Origin of the sequence: Sphingomonas sp. VDB2, assembly GCF_047946695.1 — a bacterium.
Lineage (GTDB): Bacteria > Pseudomonadota > Alphaproteobacteria > Sphingomonadales > Sphingomonadaceae > Sphingobium > Sphingobium bisphenolicum.
The window spans coordinates 101,784-122,114 of record NZ_CP159616.1 but is presented as its reverse complement, the minus strand read 5'-3'; the positions used below and the strand labels follow the sequence as shown (position 1 = coordinate 122,114).

Sequence of the window (20,331 nt, the reverse complement as noted above, 5' to 3'; positions counted from 1 at the left end):
ATCGGATAGGCTATCCAACGTAGAACTGGTTCAACGCGATGCACCACGCTCTTCGCGATATTCTCGAGGTGTCATGCCGGTCGCCTTCCGGAAGGCGGCCGAGAAAGCGGCAGCGCTTTGGAAGCCGCAATTGCCGGCGATCACCTTGATCATCGCCTCGTCACGGACAAGCAGGTCTTGCGCACGCGCGATCCGGCGGCTGGCGATATAATCGGTCAACGTGATGCCGGTGGTGGCCCGGAAAGTCCGGATCAAGTGACGTGGGCTGGTGCGAATTTCGGCAGCCAGATCGGCGACCGAAAGCATCTCAGCCAGATCGGCCTCTATTTTATCCTTGATGCGACGCAAGCGCCAGCCGGGCATCTGTCCATGTCCGCTGCGGTCATCATATTGGGCGTGGCGAAAATGCCGGCACAGTTCGACGACGAGCATCAGCGCCATGCTTTCGAGCAATATATCCTGTCCAAAGCCCGGATTGCGCAATTCCTCCACCAGCCGGGCAAGGCCCTGGCGCACCCGACCGATCTGAACATCCTGACATGCCGCCAGATCGGCGACGCTGTCATCCTCGAACAGTTGCATCGCCCGATCATTTTCAAATGTCAGGCACAGCAGGCTGTGCTCGCCCGGTTCGCTCAGGGTCGCAAATGCGCCGCCCTTGGGCAGAAAGACGACGTCGCCTGGCGGATCCGCCAGTTGGCGTTCGCTGTTGAAGAAACGCGCCGTGGGGCAACGCGGGCCGATGGAAAAATCCAGATAGTAGGAATCGGGTCGAAAAACAGATCGGCTGCTCTGGGTCCATCCGAAGTGACGGATATCGGCGAAAATGCCATTCGTATGGAACCGCCGTTCGACATGGAAGTGCGACGCAGTGTGCGGGGCACAGAGCGGCAGACCAAGGTCGGCTTCAGGTCGCATCCTCAACCTCCTCGCCCCCGATCGAATCTCGGTTCGATCCTAAGGTGCAGGATCATTATTTCCCTGTAGATCGCGAATGGCAAGTCAGTGCCGATCATCATCGTGCACGTCCGCGACTATCCATCGGCTCGCCCATGCAAACAGACCGGCGGCCAGGATGAAGAAGCAGGATCCCAGGCTGAGCGACAGGCGCAACCCCTGTGCGCTTGCCGCCTCGCAGGCCGCGACTGCCCGCTTGGCGCAATCGGCCAGGCTGAGGCCTGCCGACACCCGCGCGCTTTCCCCCAATATATCGCTGGCAAGACCGATCAGCGGTGGGCCCAATCCATAGCCCAATATGGAACTTGTGGCGATAATCATGGCGGAGGCCATGGCGCGCATATGCGGGGGGGCCACATCCTGTCCGTGGGCATACATGGCGGGCATGTAGAAATGCTGCCCCATGGACCCGAGCACCATCAACGCCACCGCAAGCCCAACCGTCGGAAGCTGAAATGCGACGGCATATAGCGCCCCGCACCAGAGCAAGCCGAAGGAAGGCAGCCAGGCTTTGATCCGGGGGTAGCGACGCGCGCCCAGATCCATCATCGGGCCGCCCAGCAGCGTGCAGACGATGCCGACGCCACCAATCACCAGCCCCATCAACGCCGACGCATTGGCGAGGGACAGACCATGCCCACGCATGAGGAAGGATACCATATATTGTTGATTGGCGTAGGAGCCGATCCCGGCGATGCCCCCCGCTATAGCCACCAGGGCGAAGCTGCGCCGGGCCAGCAACTGGCGGACCGTGTCGACGAACGACGCGGAATGGTGCGGTCGGTTTTGGCTGCGCGGCGGTTCCGCTACGGTGGTGCGGAACAGCAGGGCCATGACGATACCGGCCATCCCGCAGATGACGAAAGCCGTGCGCCAACCATAAGCGGCAATCAGAGCGCCTCCGCCCACCGCTGCGACGATTGCGCCAAAGGGACCGGCAACCGCAAAGATGGCGATGGCAGTCGCTCGACGTTGCGCGGGGAATGCGTCGGAGATCAAAGAATGCGAGGCTGGCGTGCATCCCGCTTCGCCAATGCTGACGGCGGCGCGCCCGATGAGCATCTGGACGAAATTGGCCGCAATTCCGCAAAAGGCCGTCATTGCGCTCCACAATGTCAGCGAAATGGCGATGATCCCCACCCGTCGACCGCGGTCTGCAGCCCGCGCGATCGGGAAACTGAAAACGGTGTACAGTATGGCGAACGCGGGTCCGCCAATCAGGCCCAGTTGGAAATCGCTAAGATGGAGATCGACCTTGATCATTTCCTGGGCGACCGAGAATAACAGGCGGTCAATATAGTTGAGGCAGTTGAGCAGAAACAGCGCGACAATTGTCCACGAAAGCAGCGATCGCCCATCGGCGGAAAGCGATGCGTTTTCCGGTATCGCTTGCGGACCGGCATCCATTATTGACGGATTGCGCATCACTCATCCTATTTCATTTTTATCCACTGTGACGAAGGCTAAGCCAACAGCGCATCCCATGCCCCCGCCACGACTATCGCCGGGACGACATATGTCGCGCACGAGACATATTCCTTTCCTATATGCCTCCCCCATCCATTCCCCGAATGTTGCACAACAAACACAGGCAAAGCGGACGATTGACGATGATCGCAGCCCCCGATTCCGCTATTTCGATCTGCGGGCGGCCGTTTGGTAAAATCGCGTAATGCAGAACCCCATCATGACCCGTCGAGCAGCGACCTAAAGGCAGCGACGCCGCTTCCCGCCATACCGCTTCCCGCAATATTCGCCCAGGTCGCGCATATCCTTCGCCGCTGCCGCAGCCTGGTGCTGATCGCAGGGAAATTCCTTTTCGCGCGCCTCGACGCGCTCGCACAATTCCTCGATATCGCATCGTGAAAGAATGTTCTTTTCACGCAAATAGCAGACCAAGCTTTGCAATATGATCATAGCCTTGTCGCCACTGTCCACCGATTGACTGATATCCATTTTTCGACCTTGAACGTTGAAACACGGCATGACCGTCCGCCTCGTGAACGGCCAGTTATGCGGTAAATCAGCGATGGAACCCCTGACGAAAGATAGGATCGTCCATGCAGGCCGGATCCAGTCTATGGGTGAAGTGGACGACGCCACCTCACCCATGACCCTATGTCAGAAACGATAGGAAACCGTTGCGCCCCATGTGCGCGGCGCTGCGGTAAAGCCGATCGCGGTGCCGAAAGTCCCATAGCCGTTGAAGATCGCGTTATAATATTTCTCTCGCGTCAGGTTGCGGCCCCAAAGGGTGAACTCCATTCCGCCGTCGAGCTTGAAGTTCACGCTCCCGTTCAGCACCCCATAGGCCTTGAGCCGACTGAAGCTGTTCTGGGTATCGATGAAGCTGATCGCCGCCGCACGCTCCGCCGCGTCGTTGACGCCGTCGTTAAGCCCAGGCGTCGTCAAATCCGCGGTGGCATAGTCCTGATAAACGGCAGATGTGTAGGCATAATCGGCATGTACCGCGATTTCGCCGCCCTTGACGGGGAAACGCTGCGTTGCGCCGACATTCCATGTCCATCGCGGCGCGCGCGGCACGACTTCACCACTGCGATCCACTGTGCCGCCCAGCCCTGCCGCCGTGAACGATCCCGCAGCATATTTGGCTTTCAGCCAGGATATGGCGCCGCTGATTTCCATGCCCTGCCAAGGAATGAGGGTGCTTTCAAACTCGACGCCATAGGCTTTCACGTCTCCAGCATTCTGGACGAACTGCGTTAGATTGGCGCCAACCAGCGCATTGACGACATTCTGCGCGCCATCCCGCCAAATGTAGAAACCCGCAAAATTGGTTCGCAGATGCCGGTCGAAAAAGTCGCCCTTGAAACCGATTTCGGCGTCCTTGACCTTTTCCGGCGCAAAGGAACTGGCATCAGGCGGAGTGGGTCGCGAATTGAGACCACCGGCCAATGCAGCGCCGCCTGTCTTTACATAGACGAGTTTTCCATCTCCCAGATCATAGTCCACGCTGGCCAGCCAGGCGGGATAATCAAACTTGGCGGTGACGGGGTCAATACAATCAGGGCCAGGGGCTACCAGATTCGCATTGGCCCCCACGGCGCATAGTCCTGTAGCAGGGAGCGTGACCAGCTGGCCGTTGGAGAGAAACGAACCGGAAAAGCCCGGTATCCCGCCGATATAGCCCATGCGGTTGATCGAACGCTTGTCCCACGTATAGCGGAATCCACCCGTCACCCGCAGCCGTTCGGTCAGGCTGTAGTTGACCTGAGCGAACAAGGCCTTGGATTCCGACTTGTAACTGGCCAGGTTGGTGTTGGCAGGCGCCAGGTTGAAGCCGAAATCGGTATCCTGGAAGACGAGCGACTGGGACTGTTCATCGCCCGTTTCCTTGAAATAGAAACCGCCGAAAATAAACTCCAATTTCCCCAGGTTACCGGAAAATTGCAGTTCCTCGCTACGCTGTTTTTGCGAATAGTCGCTCGCATAGGCCGCGATCTTGGCAGGCGTGCCGTCAAGATCGGTGCCATCCCCGGTATCCGCCTCCCGATACGCCGTTATCGATTTGATCTTAACGTCGCCCAGATCATATTCGATGGTAGCACGGACACCCCATGTCTTGTTATAATTATACGGCGTATCGATGTTGGCGTTGCCAGTGTTGGGATCATTATAATTTCTGTAGAAGCGGCTCTTGTTCTGGAGGAAGCTCGCAATGTCGAATTGGCCGGAATAGAGTGCCAGTGCCGGTCCTGTCGGGTTGATACCGCGTAGAGCGACATTATTGTACGTATCCTTGATATTGGCATAGTCGGCCGACAGGGATACGGTCATCGGGATCGCCGACGGCTCCCAGTTCAGCGTACCACGGGCCGCGATGTCGTGATCGATACGGGCTGCATCGACCCCTCTTATGGGATTGTCGCCAAAGCCCTTGCCCCTCTCGCCATAGCGTCCAGCCAAGCGCAGGGACAATTCGTCACCCGAAATCGGCAGAGTCAGCGCGGATTCGATCGACCAGCTTTCATAGTTGCCGATGCGTCCAGTGACATAGCCGCCGAAATTGCCGTCCGGCTGCACGGTCGTCATGTTCAATGCGCCACCCGTCGTGTTGCGTCCGAACAAGGTTCCCTGGGTTCCGCGCAAGACCTCGACCGAAGCCAGATCGAGAAGCCCGAGATTCCCGGCGATCGGTCGCCCGTAATAGACGCCATCGACATAGATGCCGACCGCAGGATCGGAAAATGAATTGGGGCTGTTCTGCGCATTGCCCCGGATAGCGAGATATATGAGCGATGCGTTGCCGGTGCCGCCGGATTGCACCGACAAACCCGGTGCCGCGCGGCCCACATCCGCTACTTCGACGATCTGCCGTTCTAGCAACGCCGTCGGATCGAGTGCCGTAACGGCCACAGGAACCGTCTGCAGATTCTCCGAAGTGCGGCGAGCCGTCACGATGATATCGCGTACGCCGCCATTGTCATCGGCGCTGGCGCCTTGCTCGGCCATTTCTGCTGCATGGCCTGCGCCTGCACATCCGACACCCATTGCCGTACCGACCATAAGGATTGCGCGGAATATTTTACCCATGTCATCCCCTCCACCATTAATATTATGAACTTACGAAGTTTAAATTATTTATTATTATTTCATTTTTCGTTTTTATTTGACATTTCTTTAAATAAAATGGCGCATATTATTGATTTATTATTATTTTTTTCGCTCAAAGCATTTTGAATGCCTACAACGGCAGGACATCACACAATTATTACGCATCACGCTGTTCGCTACCGCCTGATATTTCTATCCAAGCATTTTATCTTTTCATACGGAGAAGACACATATCGTTGGATAGGTATCTCGACCCCATCGAAAGCCAATGCGAGATAGATATTCCCACAGCCCACGGGGCGCCCATGCGCCTATCCCCGCAACAAGGGCTCCATAGGCACCAGAACAAGATGATCGGCAGGCGCATCGTGGCCTGCGATCACCAGGCACTGGCGCAGCATCCTCCGGTGAAAGAAGCGTGTGAGGGCGGCATCATCAGCAGGCGCGCTCTTCTCGATGAAGCGCATCAATGCGACCTGACCCTCGGCGGCATCGGCATAGGCAGCACCCAGCAGCGCCTCGACGTCCTTGGCATCCTCTTCGCGCAGCCAATCGCGATAGCGCAACTGGTTCCGGAGATAGTGAGGAATGGAGGCAAGGATATTGCGTTGCCATCCTTGCAGCGATCCGCTTTCCGGCAAACGCTCAATCTCGGCCTGCAATTTTTGAAGCGCCAGGTCATTCTGGTCGACGGCGGCGGGAGGCGGAAGCACGATGTCATCGAGCGGCACGTCCAATATCTCGGCCAAGGCCTCCATGCATCGCCGTGCGATCATAGGCACCTGTACAGCCGCCTCGACCCAATCACCGCCGCGTCCCATCTCGTGCATCCCGAACAGAGGGCCGTAAATGGCTTCGGCCAGGAATGACACGGTGTGATAGGCGATCGCATCATAGTCGAGCGGCACACCGATTGCCGTTTCATAGTGACGGAACAGGGCGGCGACATCGCCCATATTCTCGATCGGGTGACGCCCCCGGAAGCAGGCCAGATCGCGCATGGGATCCGCCAGATGCCCGATTTCTACATCCAATATGCCGGTCACCTCGACGCCATCCGAAAGGAACTGGCCGCAATCGCCCGTAACGAAGGAGAGGGATTCCCGATGTCGGGGATAGTTGCGACGCAGCCAACGCGCGCAAAATTCCAGCAGCGGATCGGTGATGCCCTGCTCGGCCGTCATGGCATGAAAGCGTTCGAAATTGTGCAGGGCGATCTCGCGTGAACCCTGCGGCAAATAAGCGCCGCCCTCGACGAAGGGCTGGCTCGGCAAGCGGTGTATATCCGCCAATATCTCCATGTAGCGCAGGGATGCGGCCCACCGATCCTCGGTCATGACCGACGCGCTTTCGATCGCCTGCTGGACCAGGCCGGGATCCCGTCCGCCTTCTATCCACTCCATCACGATGGTGTTGGGTTGGTCGCACATCCCCAATATGGCCGGAATGGGAATGCCATTTTCATGGAGCGCGCGCTGCATGCGCATTTCATACACGAGCGGATAGGGATGGGTCGGCCAGGTGCGGTCGCCCTTGAGCAGAAAGTCGCGCTTCACGCCATTTTGCTGCGCCGTGGCGCGCCATACCGGACGCCAGCGCCGCTGCTTTTCCAGCATGACTTCGGAACAGCCCAGGACATCCTCAAGCCACCGGCTAAGTTGTTCGCGGCTTTCGGCCTGATCCTGATCGGCTTCGGTCTGCGCCATCGACGGTCCTCCCTATGGTCTTTTTTGTGCATTATGGCCGGTGCGTCATCCGCCTTACGCGGCCAGGCGGCCGTTGCGGACAGGACGGAATTGACGCACCGCGTTCAGTGCCTGCCGTCAGTCGCCGAACCGATAGCGGACCTCCACGCCATAGGTGCGCGGCGCGCCGTAGAATCCGCTGAATATCCCCAGCGCCGCCGATCCTACATTGCTCGACGCCAGATATTTCTTGTCGAACAGGTTGCGCACGAAAAAGCTGATGTCGGCCTTGCTTCCACCCACACCATTCAGGTCCAGTCGTCCGTTGACCAGGTCATAGGCGGGCAGAACCTGGTCGGAGGAGCGAACCTTGCTGGAGTGATAATAGTCCAGGCTGAACACGGTTTCCGCCAGCGAGGGCGACACCGGCAATGTCCAGCGCATGCCAGCCGTGACCGTCGTCTTTGCAACCAGATTGAACGGCACCTCGAGCGCAGCGAGATAGGATTGCAGATCGGCAGGCACCGTCAACGAGCGCGAGTTGAGATCGAGGAAGGTTGCACCGGCGTCGAACGACAATGTCGACGTCGGCTGGATGCGGGTTGAAAGATCGAGGCCCGCGACACGGGTCTTTCCGGCATTGACCAGCAGCGTACCGCCGCTTGGATCGTTGCTGGCATCGCAATCGCCGTCCGGCGATTTTGGCGGATTGGTCCCGCCCGGTACGGTCGTACTGCAACTGGCCTGGGTATTGAGACCCGAAATCGGCACCTGTACATTATTATACCAGCCGACAAAGGGCGACGCATTGAACTGCAATTTGACGTCGCCCATGGTGAAATCAGAGCGGATACCGACCTCCACATCCGTCACCTTTTCCGGGGCAAAAGACTGGAAGGGCGCCAGCCGCCCGGCCAGCGTCGGACTGTTGATGCCACCGGCGCGATAGCCCCGGCGCGTGATCGCGTAGAGGAAGATCGCATCCGACGCCTTCCAGTCGATGCCCAGTTGCCAGGTCAGCGCCTTGGACGAAGTCCTGTTGACGCTCGAATTGCGGATCGTTGCCGCGCCTTCGGCGCATTCATCCGGAGAAACGACGGGCTGGTTATTAAGGCCGCCGCCGACGCAGGCCTCAATCTTGTCCCAGGTGTGGCGCACGCCCAGATTGACGTGCAGGTCTTCCGCGATCTCATAATTGACGTTGCCGAACAGTGCCCGGCTCTTTTCACTGTAAAAACTGTAGTTGAAGCGAGCATCGGTAATACCAGGCAGGGTGAAGACGGGAATATAGGTGCCCGACGGCCCGAGCGGCTTGCTGTCCAGGTAGAAGGCCCCGACCAGCCAGTCGAGACGATTGCCGAGCGCCGATCCCTTCAATTGCACTTCGTCGCTGATCTGCCGGACGTCGGATGTCTGACGCCCACCCACGATCGTCACCGGCAGCCCGGCGGGGATCGCACCGCTGCCGTCTGCGATCAAGGTGGGCAATCCATCGACACTGGAATAATAGTCGATCTTGGTACGCCGATAACCGAAGATATTGATGAAGGTGATGTCGTCGGACAGATCGAACTCGGTCCGGTTGGTAATACCGAAACGCTCGACCTTTTCGAACGCATCGATGTCCGAATTGATCACGCGCGGCCCGCGCGCGCGTTGCAACGCCAATTGAGCCAGCGCTGCCTTGGCCGTCCCCGTCGCCGTCAGCCCGTTGGGGCCGGGCAGCACATCGGTCAGCACGGACGCGCCGCCGACCGCGTCATTGTGATAATAATCGACAATCAGCGTGTTGCGGAACGCGGCGCTCGGCTCGAACAGGATCGACCCGCGGATCGCGCGCGAATTGAGATCGTCCGGGTCGCCGCCGATACCGATATTCTTCGTCCAGCCGTCGCGCTTCTGTATCTGCCCGGCGACGCGGATGGCCAGCGTATCCGATGTCAGCGGTATATTGACTGCGGCTTCCAGTAACTTGGCGTCGTAATTGCCGTAGGACGCCTTGGCATATCCTCCCAGCTTATAGTCCGGCGCCGTCGGATAATAGAGGATCGCGCCGCCGGTCGTGTTGCGGCCGAACAACGTCCCCTGCGGCCCCTTGAGCACCTGAACCGAGGACAGATCGTAAGTAGGAATGCTGGACCCGACCGTAGGAGACGGCACTTCTGCGAAATAGCTGATGACGCCGGGCGCACTGTTGCCGGCCAGCGCCTTGGACTGGCCACGAATGGAGAAATTGGTGTTTTCGCGCCCGCCCGAACCCGCCAGGAACACGCCTGGCGTCTTGACCAGCAGATCCTGCGTATCGCGGATATTGGCCTGCCGCAGCGAATCCGCCCCGAAAGCCACGACCGAAACCGGCGTCTCCTGAATATTCTCGGCGGTGCGCCGCGCGGTCACTACGATGTCGCTGGAAGCCCCCTCCTGCGGCGCGGCGGTGGACGACTGCGCCAACGCCGTCTGGGACGTCGTCAGCAGCAACCCCATTGGCAGTATGAAACCGGTTATCTTCATTCTTCTTCTCCCTGGCGGTCAAAGCATGACCATTGTCTTTGAAAGCCGGTCTGCCGCCGGCCTGTGCTGTTCATGAGATCAACGATGGATGGCTGTCGCACTGCGCCGCGCGCAAATGCCCGTCGATCGCGCTTTTCTGGCAGCTGAATATGCCGATCTGTCTGCGCACTATGTCGCCATCCCCTCCACATTTCCCCGATGGATCGGGTGTGCGGGGGATAAGACGCCAATCCGCGCTTTCAATTACCTGTCGAAAGGAGGGTCCGATGGCGGTTCATGCCGATATCCACTGGATGACGTGCGGTCCGGAAAGGCTGGCAGCCGGCAGGAGAGGAAGAGATGACCCATTTTGCAAGCGGACTGTTGATGCCCGAAGGGCCGATCGCTCAGCCCGATGGAGGCCTGATATTGGTCGAGGTACTGGGCCGACGACTGTCGCGCTTGGGACCGGACGGCGTGCGCTCCACCATAGCCGATCTGGGCGGCGGCCCGAACGGAGCGGCGATCGGGCCTGACGGGCGAATCTATGTCTGCAACAATGGCGGTTTCGACAAGCTGATCCTGCCCGACGGCGGCCTTATGCCGATCGAGGCCCCTCTCGACACGCCCCCCGGCGCGATCCAGGTCGTCGATCCCGCCAGCGGCGCTTTCGAAACACTATACGCCTCCACCGACGCGACTCCTTTCTGGGGACCGAACGATCTCGTGTTCGATGAAGCGGGCGGCTTCTGGTTCACCGATTTCGGCAGGGATCGCGGCACCGCGCGCATGCGGGGCGGGCTTTATTATGCCAAGGCCGACGGGTCGGACATCCGACTGGCCGCGGGACCGTTGGATGGGGCGAATGGCGTCGGCCTCTCGCCCGATGGAGGCACCCTCTATGTCGCCCTCACCTATGAGGCGCATCTGCTGCGCTATCGGTTGTCGGCGCCCGGCATGATCGACAAGACGGCCTCAACCGCCCCGGACGGGCACAGCATCGTCGGTCGGGCCGGGCCTGGTCAATTCCTCGACAGCCTGGCCGTGGACAGCGCCGGGCGCATCTGCTGCGCCTCGCCCGGCCAGGGCGCTATATTGATCTTTCCGACCGAGGGGGGAACGCCTCTGCAGATCGAGACCGGGGATTTCCTCACGACCAATATCTGCTTTGGCGGCAAGGACGGGCGGGTGGCCTTCGTCACGTTGGGCAGTTCCGGGAAGGTCATATGCATCGATTGGGACGTGCCCGGCCTGCCTCTGGCATTCGGCTGACGCTCATCATCGACAGCACGACCCTGCCCGCCGACAGGTCAAGCAGACAGCCATTGCTGTTCCATCGCGCCATGCCCGTGAAAAGAGCGAACATGCCGGCTGATTTTTATGACTATATCATCGTGGGCGCGGGGTCGTCCGGCTGCGTGCTGGCCAATCGATTGTCGGCAGACCCGACCATCAAGGTTCTGCTGGTGGAGGCGGGGCCGGACGACAGCAGCCCGTTGATCGCCATGCCGCGCGGTATCGGCAAGCTGCTGGCGCCGGGCAATCCTCATGTGTGGGATTACGCCGTATCGCCCGGCGGCAACGCACCCCAGGAAATATGGCTGAAGGGCCGCGCGGTCGGCGGGTCCAGTTCGGTCAATGGCATGGTCTATGTGCGCGGGGCTCCGGCCGATTACGATAGCTGGGAAGCGGCAGGCTGCACGGGCTGGGGTTGGCAGACCATGGGCCGGCATTTCGTCGCGCTGGAGGACCATGCCCTGGGCGCCAAGGCGTGGCGGGGCGCGGGCGGCCCGCTCAAGATCAGCGTCCACCCTTCGGGCGACCCGCTGTGCGAAGCCTTCCTGATTGCCGCCGGTCAGGCCGGGACGCAACGGGTGGACGACATGAACGACATGCCGGCCGTGACCGAGGGCGGCATGGGCTATCAGCCGACATCCACCTATCGCGGCAAACGCTTCTCCGCCTCCCGCGCTTTTCTGAAGCCTGTGCGAGGCCGACCGAATCTGGATGTTTTGCCGCAGACCGACGCCCTGCGTATCCTGTTCGATGGGCAACGGGCGAGCGGCATCCTGCTGCGCAACAAGAATGGCGAGCATGAGGTCGCCGCCCGGCGGGAGATCATCCTGTCCGCAGGCGCGGTGCAGAGCCCCAAGCTGCTGCAATTGTCCGGCATTGGTCCCCGTGCCCTGCTCGAATCGCTCGGCATTCCGATCGTTGTCGATGCGCCCGGCGTCGGCGCCAACCTTCGTGAACATCGCTATCTGGGCTTCAACTACCGGGTCCGGGGGAACAGCCTGAACCAAAAACTGTCCGGCCTGGGCCTCATCATGTCGGCTTTGCGCTATGCCTTCGGATCGAAAGGCCCGCTGACCCATGCGGCGCATGAAGTGGGCGGTTTCGTCAAGACCGATGCCACGCTCGACCGGCCCGACGCGCAGGTTGGCATGGGCCTCTATTCCTTCCACACGGACGACAAAGGGGCGGTGGCTCTCGACCCTTATCCCGGCATGACCGTCATCGCCTATTATATGCGGCCGGACAGCCAGGGCCATGTCCGGATAAGCTCGGCCGATCCGGATGTCCCGCCGGTCATCGACGCCAATCATCTGGCCACGGATGCCGACCGACGCCATTTCGTCGCCCTCTTCCGCTGGCTCCGCCGCCTTGCGCAACAGCCCGCGCTCAAGGACTGGATTGTCGAGGAAACGGGCAAGACCGTCGGCATAGAGGCAGACGAGGACATTCTGGCCAACGCCATAGCCCTTGGCGGAACATCCTTCCACATTTGCGGGACGTGCCGCATGGGCGCGGATGACGCCGCCGTCGTCGATCCCCAGCTTCGCGTGCGCGGCGTCACCGGTCTGCGCGTGGTCGACACCTCCATCATGCCGACCATCGTGTCGGGCAATACCAATGCGCCGGCCATGGCCATCGCACTCAACGCCGCGGACATGATTCTGCAGCCCCATCAGGAACCCGTGATATGACCGTGCCTTTCACCGCATTCGACAAGCTCTATATCGATGGCGCCTGGGTCGATGGCGGGAGCGAACGCGACGCTATCATCAATCCCGCCACCGAAGCGGTGATCGGCCACGCGCCGGTGGGCAATGCCGCCGCAGTGGAGGCAGCGATCGGGGCCGCGCGCGATGCGTTCGACACGGGCATCTGGCCGCGCATGGCCATGTCCGAACGCGCGACGTACCTGCGCCGGATGCATGGCGCGCTGGATGCACGCAGGCAGCAGATCGCGGCGCTGATCGTCGCGGAAGTCGGCTGTTCGCAGGGCATTACCCAAGGCATGCAGGTCGCCAATCCGCTCGATCATCTGTTGGCCGCACTCGACCATTCGACACGCGAAGACAGCGTCCGCCTGCCTATCGACATCACCCCCGATCCCTTCAACCCCGACGGGCCGAAGAAGATCGGCGGGACGACCGTGGTGCGCGAGCCGGTGGGCGTCGTCGCGGCCATCACCGGCTATAATTTCCCCTTCCTCATCAATCTGGCGAAGATCGTACCCGCGCTGCTCGCCGGCAATACGCTGGTCTTGAAGCCGTCGCCCTTCACTCCCTTTTCGGCGCTGCTGTTCGGCGAGATCGCCGAGGAGATCGGCCTGCCCAGGGGCGTACTGAACGTCGTGACCGGCGGGCCGGAAGTCGGCACGACCCTGACCAGTGATCCGCGCATCGACCTCGTCACTTTCACCGGGTCCGAAGGCGTGGGCGCCGCGATCATGGCGCAGGCCGCCCCCACATTGAAGCGTGTGCATCTCGAACTGGGCGGCAAGTCAGCGCTGATCGTCCGTCATGACGCCGACGTCGCCCGCGCTGCGGGCATGGCGGTTGCAGTGCTGTCGGTCAATGCGGGGCAGGGCTGCGCCCTGCTCACGCGCCTCGTCGTCCATAACAGCGTCCGGCAGGCCTTCGTCGAAACCGCCTGCGCCATCGCCAACCAGTTCAGGATCGGCGATCCTGCCGATCCCACCGTGGCGATGGGACCGCTGATCCGCGAATCCCAGCGGGAAAAGGTCGAAAGGCTGATCGCCATTGGCCGCGACGAGGGCGCGCGGATCGTGCATGGCGGCGGCCGCCCGGCCGGCCTCGACAAGGGCTTCTTCACCGACATCACGATCTTCGACGATGTCGACAACAAGATGACGATCGCCCAGGAAGAAGTGTTCGGCCCGGTCGGCTGCGTCATCGGTTTCGACACCGACGAAGAGGCGATCCGCATCGCCAACGACAGCCGCTATGGCCTGAACGGCGGCATCGAGACTGCCGACGCCGCCAAGGGCTATGAGATGGCGATGCAGATCCGTGCGGGCAGCGTGATGCTCAACGGCGGCACCGGGCGCATGACCTATGCGCCGATCGGGGGCTACAAGCGCTCCGGCGTCGGACGGGAATATGGTCCGGACTGGCTGCACGAATATCAAAATCAGAAGTCGGTCTTTTACCCGGTCGGTCGATAGAGAGGCGACCTAGCCGGCGGTGATGCCGCCGTCGACCGCCCAGCACGCGCCGTGCACATGGCGCGCGCGATCGGACGCGAGGAACAGGAGCGGCTCGGCCACATCTTCGGGCGGGCATGGCGGGCGCAGGCCCGTATAGCGCGCGAGCAGCCGGGGATCGGCGAAATCGGGGAAGGCCATGCCCTGCGTCATTTCCGTCCGCATCGGGCCGGGCGAGAGGATGTTGATCCGCACGGGACTGTCCATCATCTCCATCGCGAGCGACAGCGTCAGGCCGACCAGTCCGAATTTGGAGGCGGCATAGGGCGCCAGATAGGCCTGTCCCATGAAACCCGCGGTCGAGGCGACGCAGACGATATTGCCCCTGCTCTCGATAAGGTGCGGCATGGCCGCCTGCATGAGGAAGAAGGGCCCGGACAGGTTGGAGGCGATGGTCCGGTGCCATTCCTCCTCCTGAATGTCTACCAGGCGGTGGAACATGACATCGGCGGCGATATTGCACAGCACATCCAGCCGGCCGAAGGCGGTCATCGCCGCTTCGATCACCTTCACGCAGCCACGCGGCTCGCCAAGGTCACACGCCAGTTCGACAGATCGGCCTCCTGCCTCGCGGATCAGACGCCCGGTCTCTTCCAGCTTGGCCCGCCTGCGCCCGACCAGGCATAGCGCCGCGCCTTCCCGTGCGAACGCAAGGCTCGCCGCCCGGCCCAGCCCCGACCCGGCGCCAGTGACCAGTACGACCTTCCCCGCAAAGTCCATGTGCGTCCCCTTCCCAAAACTGGGCCGGAAGAATGCCACGCCCTGTCGTCATCCTACCAGCGCGCGGCCCACGGCCGTCCTTTCGCCCGATGGGGTCGATCCCGTCACCAGCGCCGTCGCCATTGCGCACCACGCCGGCGACGACGGATCGTCTCGTCGCGCTGCGCCGGCGTGACCAGCGGGGTGTCGCCTGGAAGATGCGAGCGCAACTCCGCCGCCGGCACGATCCTGAGCGTCGGCTCAGGCCCGGAACTCGCCCCGGTCCAACGCAGCATCAGCGACCCTTCGTCGCGGCCGGCCGGATCGAGCCAGTTGGGCACGCCCGGATCGTCCAGAGCGATGACGGCTCGGAAGCGGCCGTCCCTGTCCAGCCGCGCCTGCGCGGCGTTGAGGCTGCTCTGATGGTTGATCCAGTCGATCGTGTTCCAAAGCGGATCGTTGAGCTGCACGTTCCAGTAGCGCACCGGGTCGGGCACCGCCGTGTCGATGATCATCGCCTCGCCGGGTTCCAGCCGGAAGATGCCCTGATAATAATGCTGCCCGGCAACGCCGCCACGACCGGCCCAGTCGTCATATTCCAGCCTGTTGACGAAGCCCTGCGTCCGCTGCCGCTGACTATAGCCCAGGGCGAATGCGGCATAGCGTTCGACGAAGGCCGACAGGCGATCGAGCCGATGGGCGATCTCGGCCGCGGGCATCGGGCCGCCGCCCACGCGCCGGTCGACCCGTTCGATCGCGATGCGCAGATCGCGCCCCGCGCCCCAGTCATAATAGGCATGGCGCAGGCCGATGGTGACGGCGCGCGGGTCGAGCGGGAACCAGTCGCCCGCACCATCCTTGGGCCGCTCACCGCCCAACAGGATGTCGAATGCGCCGTCCGGGCCCAATGTACAGGCATCCAGATCGATCATGCCCACCGAAGGCCCCAGATCCTCCATCGGTCCCAGCCCGCCCGCGACCAGATCGAGGAACACGAACACCCCGTCCCCGCGCGTGCCCGACAGCCTGTAGACGCCGCTGCCGTCGATCCGCGCCGCGCCATAGATGAAGTCGGGATTGACTCCGACCGTGTTGAGGATGTTGCTGACCGACGGCACGAAATCGGGATGATCGGGATCGGCGAAGGCGGTCTGATAGCCGGTGGCGAGGATGGCGAACAACAGCCGATGCGCTTCGGCTCTGGCCTGCGGGTCGCCCGAATCGGCCAGCCTGTCCAGCACGCCGTCCGCCCCCGCCATCCGGTCCAGCCAGGCACGCCATTGCGACGGTTCAGAGATAGGCATGGTAGGTCTCGATATAGTCGGCGAACCTGTCGCTGACCTGTTCGGCAGTCAGGCCATAATCGGCCAGCGTATAGCTCCGCGGTCCATGCTTGCCCGCCGGATTCTCCCGCAGCCAGCCCACTATGCCGGCTTCCGAGTCCGGCGTGAAATCCCAGCCGAAATGGTCATAGGCGGCCCGAATGGTCGAGACCGGGTCCGCGACCAGATCCTTGTAGCGCATGTCGTAGATCGGCAGATCCGTGTGCGCCTTGCGGTAATCCATGCAGCATTTCACCCCGTCCCACCAGAGTTGCAGGAACTCGGCGCCGAGCGCATGCAAGTCGAGCTGGTCGTAGGACGGCCCGCGGATGACGCTAATCAGTTGGGAAATGGAGGCGATGACGGTGGTCGGGTCGCGATGCGGCTGGATGAAGAGCGCATCGGGATAGACCCTGCGCAGCGCCGGGAGCTTGTACATATGCTCCTGGATCTTGAGCACCCAATGCCGGCCGGGATGGCGCCAGCCCAGATGCTGAAGCCACATCTTGTGGACTTCGTAGCGGAAGGTCGCGTCGATGCCCTTGAACCAGTCGTAGAAGCGCGGGAGATGCTGGAACATGCACGGATTGCTGCTCTGAAAGGCGGTCGTCATGAACGACCCGCATTCCTGAGGAATTCTGGCGCCCAGCGGATGAGCCTTCAGCAATTCGTCGGCGTCACCGCCCAGTTGCGCGCGCAGATGTTCGTCGAACCGGGCGATCCGCGGGTCGGTATCGGCGGTTGCGGCTTCGGGCGGGGGCGATGGCTCGGCCACTTCCCACATCAGCGGCGTACGGACCTGCGGGTCGCCTTCCATCAGCGCGTGCAGGAAACTGGTGCCGCACCGGGGCAGGCCCAGGATGAAGAGCGGCTGCCGGATTTCGACGTCGGCAATCTCGGGATAGCGTGCCCGGTCGTCGGCGATCGCCTTCAGCCGGGACAGGTCGTCGGCGATGATGTGCAGCGCCCGCGCATGGCCATTGGCGTTGAGCGCACGGTCTTCCGCCATCGAGGCGAGCAGCTGCTCCAGTCCGGGCCGCACATTGTCCCGCAGATAATCGGGCAGCGGATATCGTGCCAGCAGCGCGTCCGCCTCGGGAAATCCAAATGTCATTGCCATCCTCTCTCAAGCCGGTCTGACGACCATTTTGGTCAGGATGACTGGTCCGGACACCGCTGAAAAGCGCAGGCGGCATCGATGTCGCCGATCGAAAACAGATGTCGGAAATTGCGGCTCAGTGAGTCAGAAACCGGTTGCGGAACTGCTGCGGCGAACAGCCTTCCATCTGGCGGAAGGCCACACCGAAACTTGCCGTATTGGCGAAGCCGCAGCGATAGGCGATTTCCTTGACCAGAAGCGACCGGTCCATCAGCAGGTCCTTCGCCAGAGCCAGCATATGACGACGGCAAAAGGCCGCGGGACTTTCGCCCGTCGCGGCGCGAAACAGGCGTTCATAATGCCGGACACCGACCCCTCGTTCTGCCGCCAGCTTCGCTATCTCGACCTTGCCGGGCTGTTCTCGGATATGGGCGACAAGGCCGGCCAGATAGCGCCGGTCCAACGCTGGACCGCTGGAGAAGTCCGATCGCGTTTCCGGGCCGAATTGCTGCACGATTTCGGCCGCCAATCCCATGCTGATCGAATCCAGGACGAGCTGCGAACACAATCCCGGCGCCATCAATTCCCGTTGTGCCCGCAGCAAGAGCGCCCTGACATGGGGATTGCGCATATCGATGGTATCACGCAGTTGTCGGTCGGACAGTTCCATCGACAATCCGGTAAGCGCGCGAACATCTATTCGACAAAAAAGCGATCTCTGTTCGTGCTCCTCCCAATGCATCTGGAACGGCCGTGCCCAGGGATAGAAGCGTACTTCTCCCTGGGCACAAAAGTCGGCGGCGGAAGCGAGGTAACGGCCCATGGAGGGAAAGCGCGTCACCTCGAAATAGCTGCACGGCGGCGTAAAGGCGATCTCCTTACGCTCCCGCCAGAAAAAGCGGCGAACTTCAAAGCGCGCACCCATCGCCGCGACGGCAGCATCGAGCGACGTCTCGAACTCCTGCGGAAATAGGAAATCCAGGCTTGCGCGATCCGGAGGACCGGAAGCCTCGAACGATTGTATCGGCATCTCGACTTTCCCCTGCATTCGCATTCTCGATCATCCCGCTCGCGAGCCATCAATCAATCTGATTTGGCATGTAAATGCCGATCCGCGGCATGAGCGTAGAAATCCGTTATCCGCCCGACAACGGGCACCCATCATCGTCGCCTCAAAAAGCAGGCCGAAAAGCCGCCAATCACGCATTTGCATGACCTGACCGACAAACTGCCAAGCGCGTACCACGCCCGGTCGCGCGCCCCATCCGCCGGATATGACGCAGACTTAGCGATCGAAGTACTAAACTTCACCTTCTATGCCCTCAAGTCTTTCAGTATAGCCCAAAGAGGATCGATCGACCATTAGCCTATCTGCAAGGTCGCATCCGCGCGAGAAAAAGGGGGAGGAAGGAAGAGTGAGAATAGGTGCACCCAGAGAAGTGGCGAAGGGGGAAGCGCGTGTTGCGCTGACACCTGACAGCGCCCTGCAACTGCAAAAGCTAGGCCATGAATGTTTTGTCGAGAGCGGAGCCGGCAAAGCGGCCGGCTTTGACGACGACAATTATCGCGCCGCAGGCGTGACTGTGGTTCCAACCGCTGGCGAATTGTGGGCCGCGTCGGATGTCATCGTCAAAGTGCGTCCGCCCGAAGCAGATGAGGCAGCCCGGCTCGCCGCAGGCAAGACGCTGATCTCCTTCTTCTATCCCGGCCAGCGCAGCGAAGAATTGGGCGCCATCAGCAAGACTGGCGCCAATGTCATTGCGATGGACATGGTGCCGCGCATTTCGCGCGCGCAGAAGATGGACGCACTGTCGTCCATGGCGAACATCGCCGGCTATCGCGCGGTTATCGAGGCTGGCGCCAATTTCGGCCGCTTTTTCACGGGGCAGGTAACGGCGGCGGGCAAGGTGCCGCCGGCCAGGGTGCTGGTGATCGGCGCCGGCGTCGCCGGCCTGGCCGCGATCGGCGCGGCCACATCGCTCGGCGCGATCACTCTGGCCTTCGACGTCCGGCCCGAAGTCGCCGAACAGATCGAATCGATGGGCGCGCAGTTCGTCTATCTCGACTTTTCGGAGGAACAGCAGGACGGCGCGGCGACCGGTGGCTATGCCGCCCCGTCCAGCCCCGAATTCCGCGAAGCCCAGCTCAAGAAGTTCCGTGAACTGGCGCCGACCGTCGACATCGTCATTTCCACCGCGCTTATTCCGGGGCGTGATGCGCCGGTCCTGTGGACGAAGGACATGGTCGAAGCCATGCGGCCCGGATCGGTCATCGTGGATCTGGCGGCGGAACGCGGCGGCAATTGCGAACTGACCGTCACGGACGAGAAGATCGTGTCCCCGAACGGCGTCACGATCATCGGCTATACCGACTTTCCCAGCCGGATGGCGGCGCAGTCCAGTTCGCTCTATGCCAGCAATATCCGCCACATGCTCTTTGACCTGACGCCGGGCAAGGATGGCGTGATCGTCCATAATATGGAGGATGACGTGATCCGGGGCGCGACCGTCGCCTTTGAAGGGGAGGTCAGCTTCCCGCCGCCCCCGCCCAAGATCAAGGCGATCGCGGCGCAGAAGCCAAAGCCCAAGGCGGAGGAACTGAGCCCCGAACAGAAACGTGCGAAGGACGTCGCCGCGTTCAAGGCGCAGACCCGGTCGCAGGTCACGACTTTGATCGTCGCCGCGATCCTATTGATCGCGGTCGGCGCCGTAGCGCCCGCCAGCTTCATGGCGCATTTCACGGTGTTCGTGCTGGCCTGTTTCGTTGGCTTCCAGGTGATCTGGAATGTCAGCCATGCGCTGCATACGCCACTGATGGCGGTGACCAACGCCATTTCCGGGATCATCGTGGTGGGGGCCATGCTCCAGGTCGGGTCATCCAATAATGTGGTGCTCGCGCTGGCGACGATCTCGATCCTGATCGCGTCGATCAACATCGTTGGCGGCTTCCTGGTCACGCGCCGGATGCTGGCCATGTTCCAGCGGTCCTAAG

14 protein-coding genes are annotated in these 20,331 nt (G+C 61.6%); 4 read left to right on the top strand and 10 right to left on the bottom strand.

Annotated features, from left to right (window positions below):
- Positions 1 to 30: 30 nt before the first annotated feature.
- The 6 genes from ABT375_RS19050 to ABT375_RS19025 all read right to left on the bottom strand — a co-directional run bounded on the left by ABT375_RS19050 (position 31) and on the right by ABT375_RS19025 (position 9,728).
- Positions 31 to 918, bottom strand: coding sequence for a helix-turn-helix domain-containing protein (locus ABT375_RS19050; protein WP_416465493.1), 888 nt, complete (start codon positions 916 to 918; stop codon positions 31 to 33).
- Positions 919 to 1,002: 84 nt separating this feature from the next.
- A complete protein-coding gene (locus ABT375_RS19045; protein ID WP_416465491.1) occupies positions 1,003 to 2,382 on the bottom strand; it encodes a spinster family MFS transporter in 1,380 nt (459 codons plus the stop codon).
- 282 nt (positions 2,383 to 2,664) lie between these two features.
- On the bottom strand, positions 2,665 to 2,913 hold the full coding sequence (locus ABT375_RS19040) for a hypothetical protein (RefSeq protein WP_261937500.1): 249 nt from the start codon (positions 2,911 to 2,913) through the stop codon (positions 2,665 to 2,667).
- Between the two features lie 165 nt (positions 2,914 to 3,078).
- Complete coding sequence (locus tag ABT375_RS19035; RefSeq protein WP_416465489.1) at positions 3,079 to 5,430, bottom strand: TonB-dependent receptor; 2,352 nt, start codon at positions 5,428 to 5,430, stop codon at positions 3,079 to 3,081.
- Between the two features lie 413 nt (positions 5,431 to 5,843).
- The gene (locus ABT375_RS19030) at positions 5,844 to 7,238 is read right to left on the bottom strand and encodes a phosphotransferase (RefSeq protein ID WP_416465487.1); all 1,395 of its coding nucleotides are present in this window, start codon (positions 7,236 to 7,238) and stop codon (positions 5,844 to 5,846) included.
- A 117-nt stretch (positions 7,239 to 7,355) separates the two neighbouring features.
- Positions 7,356 to 9,728: a TonB-dependent receptor gene (locus tag ABT375_RS19025; protein ID WP_416465485.1), complete on the bottom strand. Its 2,373-nt coding sequence runs from the start codon at positions 9,726 to 9,728 to the stop codon at positions 7,356 to 7,358.
- Positions 9,729 to 10,067: 339 nt separating this feature from the next.
- Here ABT375_RS19025 and ABT375_RS19020 point away from each other — a divergent pair, with 339 nt between their 5' ends.
- The 3 genes from ABT375_RS19020 to ABT375_RS19010 all read left to right on the top strand — a co-directional run bounded on the left by ABT375_RS19020 (position 10,068) and on the right by ABT375_RS19010 (position 14,181).
- Positions 10,068 to 10,979: an SMP-30/gluconolactonase/LRE family protein gene (locus ABT375_RS19020; protein WP_416465483.1), complete on the top strand. Its 912-nt coding sequence runs from the start codon at positions 10,068 to 10,070 to the stop codon at positions 10,977 to 10,979.
- A 92-nt stretch (positions 10,980 to 11,071) separates the two neighbouring features.
- A complete protein-coding gene (locus tag ABT375_RS19015; protein WP_416465482.1) occupies positions 11,072 to 12,694 on the top strand; it encodes a GMC family oxidoreductase in 1,623 nt (540 codons plus the stop codon).
- The gene (locus tag ABT375_RS19010) at positions 12,691 to 14,181 is read left to right on the top strand and encodes an aldehyde dehydrogenase family protein (protein ID WP_416465480.1); all 1,491 of its coding nucleotides are present in this window, start codon (positions 12,691 to 12,693) and stop codon (positions 14,179 to 14,181) included. Before ABT375_RS19015 ends, ABT375_RS19010 begins: the two co-directional genes overlap by 4 nt.
- A gap of 9 nt (positions 14,182 to 14,190) precedes the next feature.
- Here the strand turns inward: ABT375_RS19010 and ABT375_RS19005 are convergent, their stop codons facing one another.
- From ABT375_RS19005 to ABT375_RS18990, 4 genes are all read right to left on the bottom strand, one after another.
- Positions 14,191 to 14,940 carry an SDR family NAD(P)-dependent oxidoreductase gene (locus tag ABT375_RS19005; protein WP_416465478.1) on the bottom strand — a complete coding sequence of 250 codons (750 nt, stop codon included), beginning with the start codon at positions 14,938 to 14,940 and terminating at the stop codon, positions 14,191 to 14,193.
- 104 nt (positions 14,941 to 15,044) lie between these two features.
- A complete protein-coding gene (locus tag ABT375_RS19000; protein ID WP_416465477.1) occupies positions 15,045 to 16,223 on the bottom strand; it encodes a hypothetical protein in 1,179 nt (392 codons plus the stop codon).
- Positions 16,210 to 17,355, bottom strand: a complete 1,146-nt coding sequence (locus tag ABT375_RS18995) for a sulfotransferase family protein (protein WP_261937123.1) — start codon at positions 17,353 to 17,355, stop codon at positions 16,210 to 16,212. The genes ABT375_RS19000 and ABT375_RS18995 overlap by 14 nt, the downstream gene beginning before the upstream one ends.
- Positions 17,356 to 17,476: 121 nt before the next feature.
- Positions 17,477 to 18,370, bottom strand: a complete 894-nt coding sequence (locus tag ABT375_RS18990) for a helix-turn-helix domain-containing protein (protein ID WP_416465475.1) — start codon at positions 18,368 to 18,370, stop codon at positions 17,477 to 17,479.
- Positions 18,371 to 18,755: 385 nt separating this feature from the next.
- On the opposite strand from ABT375_RS18990, the gene ABT375_RS18985 reads away from it, so the two are divergent.
- Positions 18,756 to 20,330, top strand: a complete 1,575-nt coding sequence (locus tag ABT375_RS18985; RefSeq protein ID WP_416465473.1) for a Re/Si-specific NAD(P)(+) transhydrogenase subunit alpha — start codon at positions 18,756 to 18,758, stop codon at positions 20,328 to 20,330.
- Position 20,331 lies beyond the last annotated feature (1 nt).